Genomic DNA, 14,214 nt, shown 5'->3' with positions numbered 1-14,214 from the left:
CTACGCGCGTAGAGTTGACACATTGTTATGGCTCGACGAGGGGCTGCGCTGCGGCCCCTCGCCGAGCCGGGTCCGACGGGACCCATCAGGTCACGGGGTGGTCTTGACCTTGATGCTGCCGTCGACGATCTTCTGCTTCGCCGCGTCCAGCTTGGCCTTGATGTCGTCGATGAAGCCACCGCTGGTGGCCAGCGAGACACCGTCCTTGGCGAGCGAGTAGGAGTTGACGCCCGTCAGCGGCTTGCCGTCGTGGACGGACTTGATGAAGTCGTAGACACCGACGTCGACGTTCTTGACCATCGACGTCAGGATCGAGTTCTTGTACTTGGCCAGGCCCGGGATGTTGTACTGGTCGGAGTCCACGCCGATGGCCCAGGTGCCCTTGGCGCCGCTGACCGCCTCGATCGCGCCGTTGCCGGAGGAGCCGGCCGCCGAGTAGATGACGTCCGCGCCCTTGTCGAGCATGCCCTGCGCGGCCTCCTTGCCCTTGTCGGGGCTGGCGAAGCCGGAGGTGTCCGAGCCGTGGCTCAGGTACTGCGTCTCGACCTTGATCTTCGGGTTGGTGTCGTGGACACCCTGGACGTAACCCGCCTCGAACTTCTTGATCAGCGGGACGTCGACGCCGCCGATGAAGCCGACGTGGTCCTTCTTGGTCTTCAGCGCGGCGGCGACACCGGCCAGGTAGGAGCCCTGCTCCTCGGTGAAGGTGATGCTGTCGACGTTGTTCTTGTCCACCACCGAGTCGACGATGCCGAAGCTGGTCTTCGGGTACTTCGCGGCGACCTTGGCCATGGACGCGGAGTACGCGTAGCCGACACCGATGATCGGGTTGTAGCCGGCGTCGGCCAGGTCCGACAGGCGCTGCTCGCGGTCGGCCTCGGTGTCCGAGGTCTTGGCGGTCAGCTCCTTGATGTCGCCGCCGAACTCACCCTTGGCCTTGTCGGCACCGCGCGCGGCGGAGTCGTTGAAGGAGCGGTCGCCACGGCCGCCGACGTCGAAGGCGAGACCGATCTTGACGCCCTTGCCGCCGCCCGAGGAGGAGGACGAGGAGGACGACTTGTCGTTTTCGGAGGAGGTGCTGCCACAGGCAGTGGCAGACAGTGCGAGGGCTGCGGTGGCGGCACACGCAGCGGAAAGCTTGGCTACCCGGCGCACGGGAAGGCTCCTTCACCTGACCTGAGCGCCATGTCGGCGCTTGATGTGAGCACCACTCCAGTGCTCGAACCGAGACGCCCCGACGGCGCCGGCTTCGGCATCGTAACGCGCGTAGATGTCAGAAAAAGACCTCTCGCGAAGCCGTTATCGATTCGAGGCAAACGGCATCTGAACTCAGGGTCTGGCGGTTGTACGGCGCGGATTTCGGGCCGTGCGCGAGTGGCTTGTTACCGACGTGTGCCAGGCGGTGCGACGGCCCCGTCAGGGGCCGCCACTCAGCAGTCCGCCGATCCGCTCACCGGCCCGCCGCGTGGAGCAGGGCGGCGGCCGTGAACAGCTCCACGCCCACCCGGATCGCGGACTCGTCGGCGTCGAAGTCGCCCTGGTGCAGGTCGCGCAGGGTCCGCTCGCCCGGGGTGCGCACGCCGAGCCGGGCCATGGCGCCGGGCACGTGCTCCAGGTACCAGGAGAAGTCCTCGCCGCCCAGGCTCTGCTCGGTGCTCTCGACGGAGTCGGCGCCGCGCCGCGCCACCATGGCCTCGCGCAGCAGTTCGGTCGCTCCGGGTTCGTTGACGACCGGCGGCACCCCGCGGACGTAGTTGATCTCCGACTTGGCCTTGTGCAGATTGGCGACCTCGTCGATCGCGGCGACCACGATGTCGGGCGCGTGCCGCCAGGCGTTGATGTCCAGGCAGCGCACGGTCCCGGAGAGCTCGGCGTGCTGCGGGATGACGTTCGGGGCGTGCCCCGACTCGATCCGTCCCCAGGTCACCGCCAGCCCGGCGCGGGTGTCGACACGGCGGCCGACCAGCGCGGGCACGTCGGTGACGACCCGGGCGGCGGCCGTGACGAGGTCGGTGGTCAGGTGCGGCCGGGCGCTGTGGCCGCCGGGACCGTCCAGCGAGACCTCCAGCCGGTCGCAGGCGGAGGTGATGGCGCCCTGCCTGAGCCCGATCATCCCGGCGTCCACCCGGGGGTCGCAGTGCACGGCGACGATCCGCGCCACCCCGTCCAGCACGCCGGCCTTGATCGCCTCGGCGGCGCCGCCGGGCAGCACCTCCTCGGCGGGCTGGAAGACCAGCCGCACGGGCCGGGGCAGCAGCCCCTGGCGGTGCAGGTCGGCGAGGACGAGTCCGGTGCCGAGCACGACGGTGGTGTGCACGTCGTGGCCGCAGGCGTGGGCGCGGTCGGGCACGGTGGAGCGGTACGGGCACTCGCTCTTGGTGTCGGGAATGGGCAGCGCGTCGATGTCGGCGCGCAGCGCGAGGATGCCCTGTCCGTCGCCCGTCGGGCCGCCCACCAGGTCGTCCGGCGCGTCACCGAGCAGGTCGTCCGGCTCCTCGCCGTAACCGTCCAGGTCCACTCCGGCGTCCCTGCCGATGTCACAGACGAGCCCCGTGCCGCTGGGCAGCACGCGGGGCACGAGCCCGGCCTTCTCCAGCCGCTCCTTGATCGCGGCGGTGGTACGGAACTCCTGGTTGCCGAGCTCCGGGTGCATGTGCAGGTCGCGACGGAACGCGACGAGTTCGGCGAACAGCGCCTCCGGCAGGGTGCCGGGCAGGGCGGCTTCCGCGGGGAGATCGGCCTCGGACTCTGGGGACATCAGTTGCTTCACCCTCTGAAGGGTATGCCGCCGGGCCGGTCAACTGACCCTCGATCAACAAAAGTTCAGCCCGTCAGGGGAAGAAAAACCGGCGGTCGGCGCATAGGTATCGACTGGGATGGGTACACTCGCCCGCCTTGACCGGCCGAGCGGATCACGGAATCCCGGGGATATGGCATCACCACACCCTGGCACCCACCCCGCTGTTCTTTTCTCCAGGCATACCACGCTTCACGGGAAGCACGCCCGAATTGTTCACTTGGCGGACGTCCCCCGGACGGCGGCCGGCCCGCTCTCCCTGCGCCTCCTGACCAGGCGGCCCAAGGGAGAGCGGGGCCCGAACGAGGGCGCCCTCCGGCCTGGACCGTCCGAGCGATACGGTGCACGTCACGGACGGTGACGCCCCCACGGTCGGCCGGTCACTCCTCGGCGAACAACTCAGCCGCATCCGTCACGCGGAGCGCTCGCTGTGCCCACGCGTCCAGCTGATCCATGTCCGGGCATGCACCTACCCGCTCACGGACAGCGTCTGCCACGGGGATACCGCGCGACTCCAGAATGCGAAGGATCAATTCGCGGAGCCTCCGACGCGCTTCCTCTCGCCCTTCCTTACGCCCTTCCTCTCGCCCCTCCTCGCGCACCTGTTCGGCCAGCGGGTGCCGCCAGAAGTACTGGATAGCCGTCATCAGATCCCTCCACATCTGCTTCGCCTGGGGGTCTGCCAGGCACGAGTCGACGAACTGAACGAAGACTGCGGCGTTCTCAGGGTCGATGGTCTGTAGGGCGGTGGCCAGGGATTTCAGTATGGCTGGTGCCTGCGGTCCGCGCCCGTGCGTCATGGCCGAGAACACCGCGAGGGGTACGTCCTTTTCGGCCTGCCGCTCGTCCACGATCACCGGCACGTTGTCCGGGCCCAGCACGAGCGGCCGTACCGTCAGTGAGTACCAGCCGGGGAAACCGAGCTGGATGGGGCGCGACGCCCACCGTGCCGTGGCGCTGCTCTGGGTGATGACGATGAGCACCGGCTCGCAACGGTACTTCTCATACAAGTACGACAGGTAGTAGGGCCAGCTGCCCCGCTTGCGCTCGTCCACCTTTCCCTGGGACTCGACCACGAGGAGATACGTCCCCTCCTCCGTCTCCGCCCGCAGCAGCGTGTCCACACGGCGCTCAACCGGTTCGATCTCCGTGAGGTCCACGTTCAGCGCGGCGATCTCCCGGGGTTTGGGGAACGGCACGTTCAGCACGCGCTGTAACGCCTTGGTCAGCAGTTCGGGTTCCTTCTGGAAGATGCGGTGCAGCGCCTCGTGCGACGAGCCGACCATCAGCTCTCCTTTCCGTACGACGTGATCAACGAGCTACGCCGCGACAAGTTCGCACCACACGTACTTTCCGTGGTCCCCGAAGCGGGCCGACGGGCGCCAGCCCCAGTAGTCCGCGTAGGCTGTCACCAGGGCGAGCCCCCTCCCCTCCTCCTCCGCCTCACCGACCTGCTCCAGCGGTCGCGGCGGGTCCGGCGGGGCCGGGTCCGTGTCCCACGCTCCGATCCACACCACCCCCTCCGGGGTGCGGCGGACCCTGAGCGCGGCCGGCCCCTTCGTATGGCGTACGGCGTTGGAGACCAGCTCCGCCGCCAGCAGTTCCGCCGTGTCCACCAGGCCGATCAAACCGTGCATGGTCAGGATCAGGCGCAGGGTGCGGCGGCAGACCGTGACCGCTCTGGGGTCGTTGGGGATGTAGAGGGTGTAGTCCCAGGACTCGATCGGCTCGTTTTCGGGCATGCGTCATCAACTCCGGTCGGTGAGTGGGATTTGGCGCGCGGTGGCCTTGCCGCAGCCGTCATGGCGCGACGGCGCGGTGCGCTTCCGCTGCGTGTGCGTTGCGTCACCGACGGTAGGGCTAACCTGTCATACCGAGCAAGCCGATCGCGTAATCTGACCCCGAACGAGTCGCAGCAGCGGGCGTGTTGAACCGAGGAGCAGTCGATGGCCCTGAGGCGCGAGCCAACTGCACGTCAGATGCGTCTGGGAGTCGAGTTGCGCAGACTCCGTGAGGCGGCAGGACTCACCGCCAGGGAGGCGGCAGCGCTGCTCGGTACCGGCCGCGTTCAGATCAGCCACATCGAGTCCGGACTCGCGGGCCTGAGTGAGGAGCGGCTACGCCGTCTCGCGTCGCACTATGCCTGTACGGACGAGCAGTTCATCGACGCCCTGGTGGCGATGGCCACCGACCGGACGCGTGGCTGGTGGGAGGAGTACCGGGGGCTGCTGCCCACGTCCTTCTTGGATCTGTCCGAGCTGGAGCACCACGCCCGGTTTCTGCGCCACGTGGCCATCCTGTACGTCCCGGGCCTGCTCCAGACGGAGGACTACGCCCGTGCCGTCTTCTCGTCCAGACTTCCAGAACTCACCGAAGAAGAGCTCGAGTTGCGCATCCAGCACCGAAAGGCGCGCCAGGAGATCACCGTCCCGTACGAGGCAGTGATCCACGAAGCGGCACTGCGCATCAGGGTCAGCGACCGTGCCACCTCAAGGGGCCAGCTCACCCGGCTTCTCGAACTCTCCGAAGCGGGTCACGTCGCCCTGCGCGTCATCCCCTTCGACCTGGACGGCTTCGCCCAAGCCTCAAGCACGATGACGTACGTGGATGGCCCCCTGCCGAAGCTGGACACAGTGGCACGGGACGCACCTCATGGCTCGGTCTTCATCGATTCCGAGGCTCAACTGAGCATTTATCGAACGCGCTTCCGTACGATGGAAGCCGTATCACTCGAACCGGACCAGTCCCGTGACTTCGTCCACCGGCTGGCAAAGGAGCTGTGAGGCATCCCATGGACAACTGGCGGAAGTCGTCCTACTCGGGCGAGGGCGACGGCAACGAGTGTGTCGAGATCGCGAACACCCCCACCCACACAGCCGTCCGCGACTCCAAGGCCCCCACCAGGGCCACCCTCACCTTCCCCACCGCAGCCTTCGCCCCCTTCCTCGACGCCCTGAAAGGCACCGAGCGCCGCTAGACGACCCCCACCGCCGCCAAGCGGTGCACCTCCCGTGCCGTCCCCGTGACCCCCGACAGGAACCCCTGCGCTCTCGGGGACGCCGTCTCCGTGAGCCAGGCCGGGTCGATGTCGCAGACCGCGACGCGAACCCCCGTGCCCACCAGGGCCAGCGGCAGGGTGTGGACGACCGTCGACGGGAAGCTGAGGATCGTGCGGCCGATGGGGCCTCGGCGGGCTATCAGTTCCAGGGGGAGGTCGGGGCGGACGATCTCCAGTCCCGTTTCGCCGGCGAGCCGGTGCAGCTTCTCCGTGCTCTCGCGGCGGTGGGCGAAGTAACGGGTGGCGCCGTGGGCCCTGGCCAGGGCGCGGACCGCCTCCAGGTAGTGGCCGACGTCGACCACGCCCGTCTCGACCAGGGACGTGCCGACCAGGTCCGCGCCCTTGGTGATGCGTGGCGGGCCGAAGCGGGCCCGGGTCCAGGCGAAGTCGTTCGCGGTGACCGTGACGCCGTCCGGGGTCTCCGTCATCGGCATGGACGAGAAGACCTCCACCGCGCGGCCCTCCCGCGGGGTGAGGCGGCGCCGGGCGGAGGAGGACACCGGCGCGAACAGCAGATCCCTCGGCCCGCGCCGGCTCCCCTTGCGGTGCCAGCGGACCAGGCGCTCGCCCCGGGCCAGCTGGGCGACGAACTCCATGGTCGCCGTGCCGTCGTCCACCACCACCAGATGGCGGGCCCGGGTGATCGTCAGCAGCAGCTGGACGTAGCGGGAGAACGGGTCCCCCATGACGACCCGGTCGGCCCGGCGGAGCGGGCCCGCCAGGCCGCCGATCGTGTGGAAGGGCGCGGTCGTGCCGCCCCGCGCCTCCTCCCAGCGCACCCGGTACCCCTCGTCCCGGGCCAGGTCGGCCATGCGGCGCAGCTGGCCCCGGGTCATGGGGTCGGTCGGGGACAGCACGACGACGGTGAGCTCCCCGCCTTCCGGTGCCGGGCCGCCTTCCGGTGCCGGGCCGCGCAGGCCGTGGTGGTGCGCCCACTCCAGTACGTTCAGCAACTGGACCGGGCTCTCGACGAAGGCGAGGGTGCGGGGGCTCATCGGCGTACGACCGTCCCGTCGTGAGGGAACCAGTAAGGCGATCAGGACACTCAGACCGCGACCGGCTCGCCCGCCGCAGCGGCGATCTCCGCCTCGGCGACGACACCGGCGACACGGCGCAGCTTCTTCATCGGGGCCAGTTCGGAGTCGTAGACCTTCTTCACGCCGTCGCCCAGGGACGCCTCGATCACGCGGATGTCGCGGACCAGGCGCTCCAGGCCCTGCGGCTCCACGGAGGCCGCCTGGTCGGAGCCCCACATGGCGCGGTCCAGGGTGATGTGGCGCTCGACGAAGGCCGCGCCGAGGGCGACCGCCGCCAGCGTGGTCTGAAGGCCCGTCTCGTGGCCGGAGTAGCCGATCGGGACGTTCGGGTACTCCTTCTCCAGCGTGTTGATCACACGGAGGTTGAGCTCGTCGGCCTTCGCGGGGTAGGTCGAGGTGGCGTGGCACATCAGGATGTTGTCGCTGCCGAGCACCTCCACCGCGTGGCGGATCTGCCTCGGGGTGGACATCCCGGTGGAGAGGATGACGGTCCGGCCCGTGGCGCGCAGGGCGCGCAGCAGCTCGTCGTCCGTCAGGGAGGCGGAGGCCACCTTGTGGGCGGGCAGGTCGAACTTCTCCAGGAAGGCGACGGCCTCGGTGTCCCACGGGGAGGCGAACCAGTCGATCCCCTTCTCCTTGCAGTACTCGTCGATCCGGCGGTACTCGTCCTCGCCGAACTCCACACGGTGGCGGTAGTCGATGTAGGTCATCCGGCCCCAGGGGGTGTCGCGCTCGATGTCCCACTGGTCACGCGGGGTGCAGATCTCCGGCGTGCGCTTCTGGAACTTCACGGCGTCGCAGCCGGCCGCGGCGGCCACGTCGATCAGCTTGAGGGCGTTCTCCAGCTCACCGTTGTGGTTGATGCCGATCTCGCCGCAGACGTAGACGGGACGGCCGGGGCCGACCTCGCGCGAACCGAACGCACGCAGACGGGAGTTGGTGCTCATCAGGGGATGTCCTTACTTGGGGAGGGAGTCGAGACCGGGGCCGAGGATCCAGCCGGCGATCTCTCGGATCGCGCCGTCACCGCCCGGGACGGTGGTGACCGCGCGTGCGGCGCCGCGTACGACGTCGTGGGCGTTCGCGACCGCCACGGGCCAGCCGACGAGGGCGAAGCACGGCAGGTCGTTGACGTCGTTGCCGACGTAGAGCACGCGCTCCGGCGCGATGCCCTGCTCCTCGCACCACTGCTTCAGCGCGAGGTCCTTGCGGTCGATGCCGTGCAGCACCGGGAGCCTGAGCTTCCGGGCGCGGGCGGCGACCACCGGGTTCTGCTCCGTGGACAGGATCAGCATCTTCAGGCCGCTCTTGCGCAGGGCCGCGATGCCCAGCCCGTCGCCGCGGTGCACCGAGACGAGCTCCCGTCCCTCGGAGTCGATCAGCACCCGGTCGTCGGTCTGGGTGCCGTCGAAGTCCAGTACGACCGCGTCGATGTCGTCGGCGGTCGGCAGCGAACCGGGGAGGTCCGCGTCGAAGAGCGGCGCGAGGGCCCTCGCCCGCGCCAGGTCGTGCGGGTCGTCGATCTCCAGCACCCGGGCCGGGTCGGTGCGGACGAGTTCCGTACGGCCGAAGAAGCGGTGCCCGTGCGCGCGGAAGCCGGCCGCGTCCATCGCGTAGGCGGCGCCGGTCTCCAGGAAGTCCTGGGGGCGGTCCTGGCGGCGGGGGCGGAAGGACTTGTCGTGGTTGACCCCGAAGCCCCCCTCGCCCGCCTCCTCGGAGTGGCGCCAGACGAAGGCGTGGAAGGGAGCGACGGTGACCGCGGTGTCCGCGCCCTGCTCCACGACCGCCCCGGCGACGCCGTCTATGTCCTCGCGGACCAGGAAGGGGCTGGTGCACTGCACCAGCAGGACGACGTCGACGGGGGCGCCGTGCAGGGCCTCGTGGGCGTCCATCGCGTGCAGGACGGCCGCCTCGGAGGTGGCGGTGTCGCCGGCGAGGGCGGCCGGGCGCGGCACCACCTCGGCGCCCGCCTCGCGCGCGGCGGCCGCGATGGCCTGGTCGTCGGTGGAGACGGCCACGTCCGTGACGAGCCGGGCGGCCAGGCACTCGCGGACCGCGCGGGCGACCAGCGGGACGCCGCCGACGGGGGCCAGGTTCTTGGCGGGCACTCCCTTGGAGCCGCCGCGCGCGGGGATCACCGCGAGCACGCGGCGGACCCCGACTGCTGTCTCGGACATGGGCTCTTCTCCTCGAAGGGTCACAGCTCGCCCATCCGCCGGATCACCGGGGCGACGCGCTGCACGCCGTGCCGGTAGGCCCCGCGGGCGGCGCGGCGGACGATCCGGCGGGCGGCTCCGGGATCCTTGTCGCCGGCCGGGGCGCCCGGCAGCGGGGTGCCGTCGGGGCCGAGGTGGTGGCGGGCGAGGATGCCCGGCAGATAGCCGGGCGCGGTGGCGGGCGTGTAGTAGGGGGTCAGGGACGGCAGGCCGCCGGGCACCGCCAGCAGCTCGGCGACGCGGGCGCGGGCCGTGTCGAAGGCGGTGGCGTACGAGCCTGCCCCGCTGGAGGGACCGCCGGTCGCGACGCCCTGGCGGGCCACCCACTCCGCGTCGGGCACCGGGCGGTGGCCCGCGTCCAGCTGGTCCCAGGAGGCGAGGCAGCCGGAGCCGACGAAGTGGTGGTTGCCGAGCACCTCGCGCACGCCCAGGTCGGTCAGGATCACCGTGGGGATGCGGCGGTGCAGTGCCTCCAGGGCGGCCGTGGAGCTGACCGTGACGAGCAGGTCGGTGCGGTCCAGGACCTCGCCCATGTGGCCGTAGACCAGGCGGAGGTTGGGCGGCAGGCCGGTCTTCCGCGCCAGCTTCTGGTACGGCAGTTCCTCGATGTGGGTGGTGTGCTCGCCAGGCCTGGAGCGCAGCTTGAGCAGCACCTCGCGGTCGGGGTGCAGCCGGGCGTGGCGGACCAGCCGGTCCAGCAGGTACGCGCGCTCCTCGCGGCGCTCCGGGACGGAGGGCTGGGCGGCGAACACCACGGTGTACGGCTCGCGTTCGCCTGCGTACGCGGCGCCGTCCAGGAACGGCAGGGCCACCTCGGTGACCGCGGAGGCGTCGGCGCCCACCCCTTCGTAGACGGCGCGGAAACGGTCCGCGTCCTGGCGTGAGTTGGCGAGTACCAGGTCGGCGCCGTGGCGCAGCAGCAGGCCGTCGGCGAGCTTCTCGTAGACGACGCCGACGTACCCGGTGACGACCACGGGACGCCGCTCGCGGCCCTCCCACACCCGCTTCAGGCCGTGCAGCATCGCCTGCACCCCGCCGCCGACGAGCGCGAGGACCAGCACGTCGTACGGTTTCGCGCCGCCGGCGTCCGCGCCGGACTCGCCCGCCCCGGATCCGTCCGCGCCGGACTCGCCCGCGCCGGACTCGCCTGCGCCGACCGCGCCCTCGGCGGCCATCGCGCGCAGGAACTCGACGGCGGTCACCTCGCGCAGCGAGTCCGCGCGGACGCCGACCTCCGTCAACTGGCGGGCGGTGGGGGTGGCTCGGCCCCGCAGGAGGTAGCCGTCCAGGTGGATGTCCGACGCGTCGGGCTCGGCGGAAAGCAGGCGCTTCGCGGTGAGCGCGCCCCATTTCCACCGGGTGTCGGAATCCGCGAGAACGGCGACTCGCCGGACCTTCATTGCACTTGCTGGCACGCCGAAGACCGTAGGAAGGCATTTCTAGGTCCGGCCCAACCCGAACGCAACAAACGGTTAACAGCGCACCGCCGAACGGCGAATCGGGCCGGGAAACCCACGGAAAAAGCCGTGGTTCACGGCATCGCCACGCGTCGTTCATCCCTGGTCAAACTGAAGGTAAAGACGCAGGCGGGGCCCGGCACCTAACGTCACGTGCGTGGTCAAGCTCTCCGTCATCGTGCCGTTCTACAACGTGCAGAAATACGCGCCCGACACCTTGCGAAGTCTTCGCGCGAACGCGCGCGACGACTTCGAATTCGTGCTGGTCGACGACTGTTCACGCGACGAGACCCCGGACATTCTCGCGCATGCCGCGCGTGAACTGCCGGGCGCGGTGTACGTCCGGCACGAGCGGAACGGAGGGCTGGCGACCGCGCGCAACACCGGAATCGACAGGGCGCGCGGGGAGTATCTGACGTTCCTGGACGGCGACGACTGGCTGGCCCCCGGCCACTACCAGCGGCTCCTCGCCGCGATCGAGGAACTGGGCTGCGACTTCGTACGCTCCGACCATGTGCAGTGCACCGGCCGGACGCGCACGATCCACCGGGTCCCGCACGGCCGGCGCGGCGTGGTGCTGGACCCGCGCTCGGCGATCCTGCCCGCCGACCGTTCCACCTCGGTCGACTATCCCTACGCCTGGGCGGGCGTCTACCACCGGCGACTGGTGGAGAAGGGGCTGCTGCACTTCACCGACGGGCTGCGCACGGCCGAGGACCGGCCGTGGATATGGCGGCTGCACCGGGAGGCGGAGTCCTTCGCCGTGGTGGGTCTGCTCGGGGTCCGCTACCGGCGCGGGGTGGCCTCCTCCCTCACCCAGATCGGCGACGTGCGCCAACTGGACTTCATCCGCGCCTTCGACCAGGTCGTCCAGGACACGGCGCAGGACCGGGACGCGGACCGGCTGCTGCCCAAGGCGGTGCGCACGTACTGCGCGATCATCTCCCATCACCTGGGCTCCCTCGAAAGGTTCGAACCGGCGGTGGCACGGAAGCTGAAGTCGCTGAGCGCGGGCGCCCTGCGGCGCATGCCGCAGGACGTCCTCGACGAGGCGCTGGACTCCATGGACGTCCGGCGGGCCACCCGGCTGCGCCGGTTGCGCCGCCGCCCGGTCCCGGCCTCGGCCCCGGCGTCGACGGGAGCCTCCGCATGACCACGCAGATCTTCCTGGCGTCCACGCTGTACGGCACGGCCACGCTCGCCGCCGCCCTCGACTGCGACCGCTTCGGCCCCGCCGACCGCCGCATGCTGCTGGTCTGCAACAACGCCGCGACACCCGAGACCACCCCGGCGCTGGACGAGCTGCCCGGCTTCGAGCGGCTGCGGGGGAGGTTCGACGACGTGGTGTCGTGGAACGAGACCATCGCGCCGTTCCACCCGGGCGGCTGGAGCCCGCGCCCGGACGACGTCCCGCTGTGGGAGCGGCACCTGCGGCTGCTGTGGAACCTGGGTGAGGACGACATCGAGCTGGCCGTCGAGTCCATCCAGGTCAGTCCGGCCCTCGGCTTCTGCCAGATCTTCACCGGCGCGCCCGTCACCGTCTACGCCGACGGCCTGATGAGTTACGGCCCCACCCGCAACAAGATCGACCCGCTGGTCGGCACCCGCATCGACCGTGTGCTCCACCTGGACCTGGTGCCGGGCCTCAAGCCCGTGCTGCTCACCGAGTTCGGCGTCGAGGCGGAGATCGTGCCGACGGACGCCTTCGTCAAGGTGCTGGCCGAACTGTCGGACACCGGCGACGGGTTGCCGGAGACGGGGGCCGAACCCGCGCTGCTGCTCGGCCAGTACCTGTCCGCGCTGGGCATCCTCACCGCCGACGAGGAGGAGACGCTGCACGTGCGGATGCTGCGGGGCGCGGTCGCGCTGGGCCACACCCGCGTCGTCTTCAAGCCGCACCCCTCGGCGCCGGCCCGCTGGTCGCGGGCGCTGGAGCGGGAGGCGGAGAAACTGGGCGCCGAGCTGACCGTGCTCGACACGCCCGTGCTCGCCGAGGTGCTGTACCAGCGGACGCGTCCGGCGCTGGTCGTCGGCTGCTTCTCCACCGCGCTGCTCACCGCCTCCGCCCTGTACGGGCTGCCCGTCGCCCGCACCGGCACCGGCACGCTCCTGGAGCGCCTGACGCCGTACGAGAACAGCAACCGGATACCGGTGACGATCGTCGACGCGCTCCTGCCCGACCTGGACGACCACGCGGCGGTCACCGCGCAGCGGCCGGGCATGGCCGTCGACGCGCTGACCGAGCTGGTCCGGACGGTCGCCTTCGCGATGCAGCCGAGGATCCACCCGGGCCTGCGCCCGGACGCCGAGCGGTACCTCGCCGCACATCCGGACCCGCGCACCCGGCGCTACTTCAAGCGCCGCCGCCTCACCTCCCTGGCCCTGCCCGGCGGCGTCCCGCCACAGCTGGCCTTCCTCCGGCGCAACGCGACGGTGCGCCGCGTGGCCCGCCGGGCGCGGTCGCTGAGACGCGCGGCGGGAAGCTGACGGCCCACCGGGCGCCTTGGGGGCGGCGGCTTCGGCCCGGGTCGGCCTCCGACGCCGGCCGGTCCGCGGCGGCGCCCTACGCGCTCGCCAGCGAGAGCTTCACCGCGAAGCCCAGGAACAGCGCGCCCGCCGCCGAGGTCGCCCATGCCGACAGGCGCTTGCGGCGGCGGAAGGCGGCGGCCAGCTTGGTGCCGCTGAATATCAGGGCGCTGAGGTAGAGGAAGCTGGCCAGCTGGGCGAAGGCGCCGAGGATCACGAAGGACAGGGCCGGGTAGGCGTAGCCCGGGTCCACGAACTGCACGAAGAAGGCGATGAAGAACAGGATCGCCTTCGGGTTGAACAGGCTGATGACGAGGGCGCGGCGGTAGGGCCGCTCATGGGCGGGACCGGCCTCGGCCGGGGCGTCCTCCGCCGCGGCCCGCTCGCGCCGGGTCCGCCACATCCCCCGCGCGGCCCGCAGCATGCCGATCGCGAGCCACGTCAGATATCCGGCGCCGGCGTACTTCACGATCCCGAAGAGCACGGCGTTCGCCTGAAGCAGGGAGGCGACCCCGGCGGCCGACAGCGTCATCAGCACGGTGTCCCCGCACCAGACGCCCGCCGCGGCGGTGTAGCCCGCCCGGACGCCGCGCCGGGCGGCCACGGACAGCACATAGAGCGAGTTTGGTCCTGGCAACAGGACGATCAGGACGAGTCCTGCCAGGTAGGTGGGGAGATCGATGACGCCGAACATGGCAGGAGTGTCGCACGGGGGTACGACACTCCGGGTGGGGATTCCGGGGGGCGAGACGGTGGCTCGACCCCCGTCACTCAGAACGCGTCCGAGGGCACGTAGTTCCCCCAGACCTCCCGCAGCGCGTTGCACACCTCGCCCACGGTGGCCCGCGCGCGCAGGGCGTCCTTCATGGGGTACAGCACGTTGTCCTCGCCCTCGGCGGCCTTCTTCAGGGCGGACAGCGCCGTGTCGACCGCCGCCTGGTCGCGCTCGGCGCGCAGCTTGGCGAGGCGCTCGGCCTGCTGGGCCTCGATGGCGGGGTCCACGCGCAGGGGCTCGTAGGGCTCTTCCTCGTTCAGCTGGAAGCGGTTGACGCCCACCACGACCCGCTCGCCGCTGTCCGTCTCCTGCGCGATGCGATAGGCGTTGCGCTCGATCTCGTTCTTC

14 protein-coding genes are annotated in these 14,214 nt (G+C 70.8%); 4 read left to right on the top strand and 10 right to left on the bottom strand.

From position 1 onward, the window contains the following. Positions 1–90: 90 nt before the first annotated feature. The 4 genes from ABZ484_RS31815 to ABZ484_RS31800 form a co-directional block, all read right to left on the bottom strand. Positions 91–1,155: a BMP family ABC transporter substrate-binding protein gene (locus ABZ484_RS31815; protein ID WP_358869392.1), complete on the bottom strand. Its 1,065-nt coding sequence runs from the start codon at positions 1,153–1,155 to the stop codon at positions 91–93. Positions 1,156–1,450: 295 nt separating this feature from the next. Next, positions 1,451–2,758, bottom strand: a complete 1,308-nt coding sequence (locus tag ABZ484_RS31810) for an amidohydrolase (protein ID WP_358869404.1) — start codon at positions 2,756–2,758, stop codon at positions 1,451–1,453. Between the two features lie 419 nt (positions 2,759–3,177). Further along, a complete protein-coding gene (locus ABZ484_RS31805; protein WP_358869391.1) occupies positions 3,178–4,083 on the bottom strand; it encodes a hypothetical protein in 906 nt (301 codons plus the stop codon). Between the two features lie 33 nt (positions 4,084–4,116). Next, positions 4,117–4,539, bottom strand: a complete 423-nt coding sequence (locus ABZ484_RS31800) for an ATP-binding protein (protein ID WP_358869390.1) — start codon at positions 4,537–4,539, stop codon at positions 4,117–4,119. A 204-nt stretch (positions 4,540–4,743) separates the two neighbouring features. Here ABZ484_RS31800 and ABZ484_RS31795 point away from each other — a divergent pair, with 204 nt between their 5' ends. Together ABZ484_RS31795 and ABZ484_RS31790 are read left to right on the top strand one after the other, a co-directional pair. Beyond that, entirely contained in the window at positions 4,744–5,580 is an 837-nt protein-coding gene (locus tag ABZ484_RS31795; RefSeq protein WP_358869389.1) for a helix-turn-helix transcriptional regulator, read from the top strand. Positions 5,581–5,588: 8 nt separating this feature from the next. Beyond that, the gene (locus ABZ484_RS31790; protein WP_358869388.1) at positions 5,589–5,774 is read left to right on the top strand and encodes a DUF397 domain-containing protein; all 186 of its coding nucleotides are present in this window, start codon (positions 5,589–5,591) and stop codon (positions 5,772–5,774) included. Here the strand turns inward: ABZ484_RS31790 and ABZ484_RS31785 are convergent. The 4 genes from ABZ484_RS31785 to ABZ484_RS31770 are packed head-to-tail and all read right to left on the bottom strand — an operon-like array spanning position 5,771 to position 10,523. Continuing rightward, entirely contained in the window at positions 5,771–6,850 is a 1,080-nt protein-coding gene (locus tag ABZ484_RS31785) for a hypothetical protein (protein ID WP_358869387.1), read from the bottom strand. The two genes, ABZ484_RS31790 and ABZ484_RS31785, sit on opposite strands and share 4 nt — an antisense overlap. Positions 6,851–6,900: 50 nt before the next feature. After that, positions 6,901–7,839 (bottom strand): N-acetylneuraminate synthase family protein, encoded by a 939-nt coding sequence (locus tag ABZ484_RS31780; RefSeq protein WP_358869386.1) that lies wholly within the window; start codon positions 7,837–7,839, stop codon positions 6,901–6,903. A gap of 12 nt (positions 7,840–7,851) precedes the next feature. After that, entirely contained in the window at positions 7,852–9,069 is a 1,218-nt protein-coding gene (locus ABZ484_RS31775; RefSeq protein WP_358869385.1) for an N-acylneuraminate cytidylyltransferase, read from the bottom strand. 20 nt (positions 9,070–9,089) lie between these two features. Next, positions 9,090–10,523: a DUF6716 putative glycosyltransferase gene (locus ABZ484_RS31770; protein WP_358869384.1), complete on the bottom strand. Its 1,434-nt coding sequence runs from the start codon at positions 10,521–10,523 to the stop codon at positions 9,090–9,092. 199 nt (positions 10,524–10,722) lie between these two features. Here ABZ484_RS31770 and ABZ484_RS31765 point away from each other — a divergent pair, with 199 nt between their 5' ends. Both ABZ484_RS31765 and ABZ484_RS31760 read left to right on the top strand, forming a co-directional pair. Further along, positions 10,723–11,718: a glycosyltransferase family 2 protein gene (locus tag ABZ484_RS31765; protein ID WP_358869383.1), complete on the top strand. Its 996-nt coding sequence runs from the start codon at positions 10,723–10,725 to the stop codon at positions 11,716–11,718. Beyond that, positions 11,715–13,052: an alpha-2,8-polysialyltransferase family protein gene (locus tag ABZ484_RS31760; protein WP_358869382.1), complete on the top strand. Its 1,338-nt coding sequence runs from the start codon at positions 11,715–11,717 to the stop codon at positions 13,050–13,052. Before ABZ484_RS31765 ends, ABZ484_RS31760 begins: the two co-directional genes overlap by 4 nt. A 76-nt stretch (positions 13,053–13,128) precedes the next feature. On the opposite strand, the gene leuE is transcribed toward ABZ484_RS31760, so the two are convergent. Together leuE and ABZ484_RS31750 are read right to left on the bottom strand one after the other, a co-directional pair. Further along, positions 13,129–13,785 (bottom strand): leucine efflux protein LeuE, encoded by a 657-nt coding sequence (gene leuE, locus ABZ484_RS31755; protein WP_358869381.1) that lies wholly within the window; start codon positions 13,783–13,785, stop codon positions 13,129–13,131. Between the two features lie 77 nt (positions 13,786–13,862). Further along, positions 13,863–14,214 (bottom strand): methylmalonyl-CoA mutase family protein (locus ABZ484_RS31750; RefSeq protein WP_358869380.1); only part of this gene is annotated, 352 nt, incomplete at its 5' end.

The organism is Streptomyces sp. NPDC006393 (assembly GCF_040628575.1).
Lineage (GTDB): Bacteria > Actinomycetota > Actinomycetes > Streptomycetales > Streptomycetaceae > Streptomyces.
This window is presented reverse-complemented; position numbering and strand designations above follow the sequence as displayed.

Excerpts from the sequence above, each read along its gene's own strand:
- ABZ484_RS31810 (WP_358869404.1), bottom strand. The coding sequence starts at position 2,758 with ATGTCCCCAGAGTCCGAGGCCGATCTCCCCGCGGAAGCCGCCCTGCCC.
- ABZ484_RS31805 (WP_358869391.1), bottom strand. The coding sequence starts at position 4,083 with ATGGTCGGCTCGTCGCACGAGGCGCTGCACCGCATCTTCCAGAAGGAA.
- ABZ484_RS31800 (WP_358869390.1), bottom strand. The coding sequence starts at position 4,539 with ATGCCCGAAAACGAGCCGATCGAGTCCTGGGACTACACCCTCTACATC.
- ABZ484_RS31795 (WP_358869389.1), top strand. The coding sequence starts at position 4,744 with ATGGCCCTGAGGCGCGAGCCAACTGCACGTCAGATGCGTCTGGGAGTC.
- ABZ484_RS31790 (WP_358869388.1), top strand. The coding sequence starts at position 5,589 with ATGGACAACTGGCGGAAGTCGTCCTACTCGGGCGAGGGCGACGGCAAC.
- ABZ484_RS31785 (WP_358869387.1), bottom strand. The coding sequence starts at position 6,850 with ATGAGCCCCCGCACCCTCGCCTTCGTCGAGAGCCCGGTCCAGTTGCTG.
- ABZ484_RS31780 (WP_358869386.1), bottom strand. The coding sequence starts at position 7,839 with ATGAGCACCAACTCCCGTCTGCGTGCGTTCGGTTCGCGCGAGGTCGGC.
- ABZ484_RS31775 (WP_358869385.1), bottom strand. The coding sequence starts at position 9,069 with ATGTCCGAGACAGCAGTCGGGGTCCGCCGCGTGCTCGCGGTGATCCCC.
- ABZ484_RS31760 (WP_358869382.1), top strand. The coding sequence starts at position 11,715 with ATGACCACGCAGATCTTCCTGGCGTCCACGCTGTACGGCACGGCCACG.
- leuE (WP_358869381.1), bottom strand. The coding sequence starts at position 13,785 with ATGTTCGGCGTCATCGATCTCCCCACCTACCTGGCAGGACTCGTCCTG.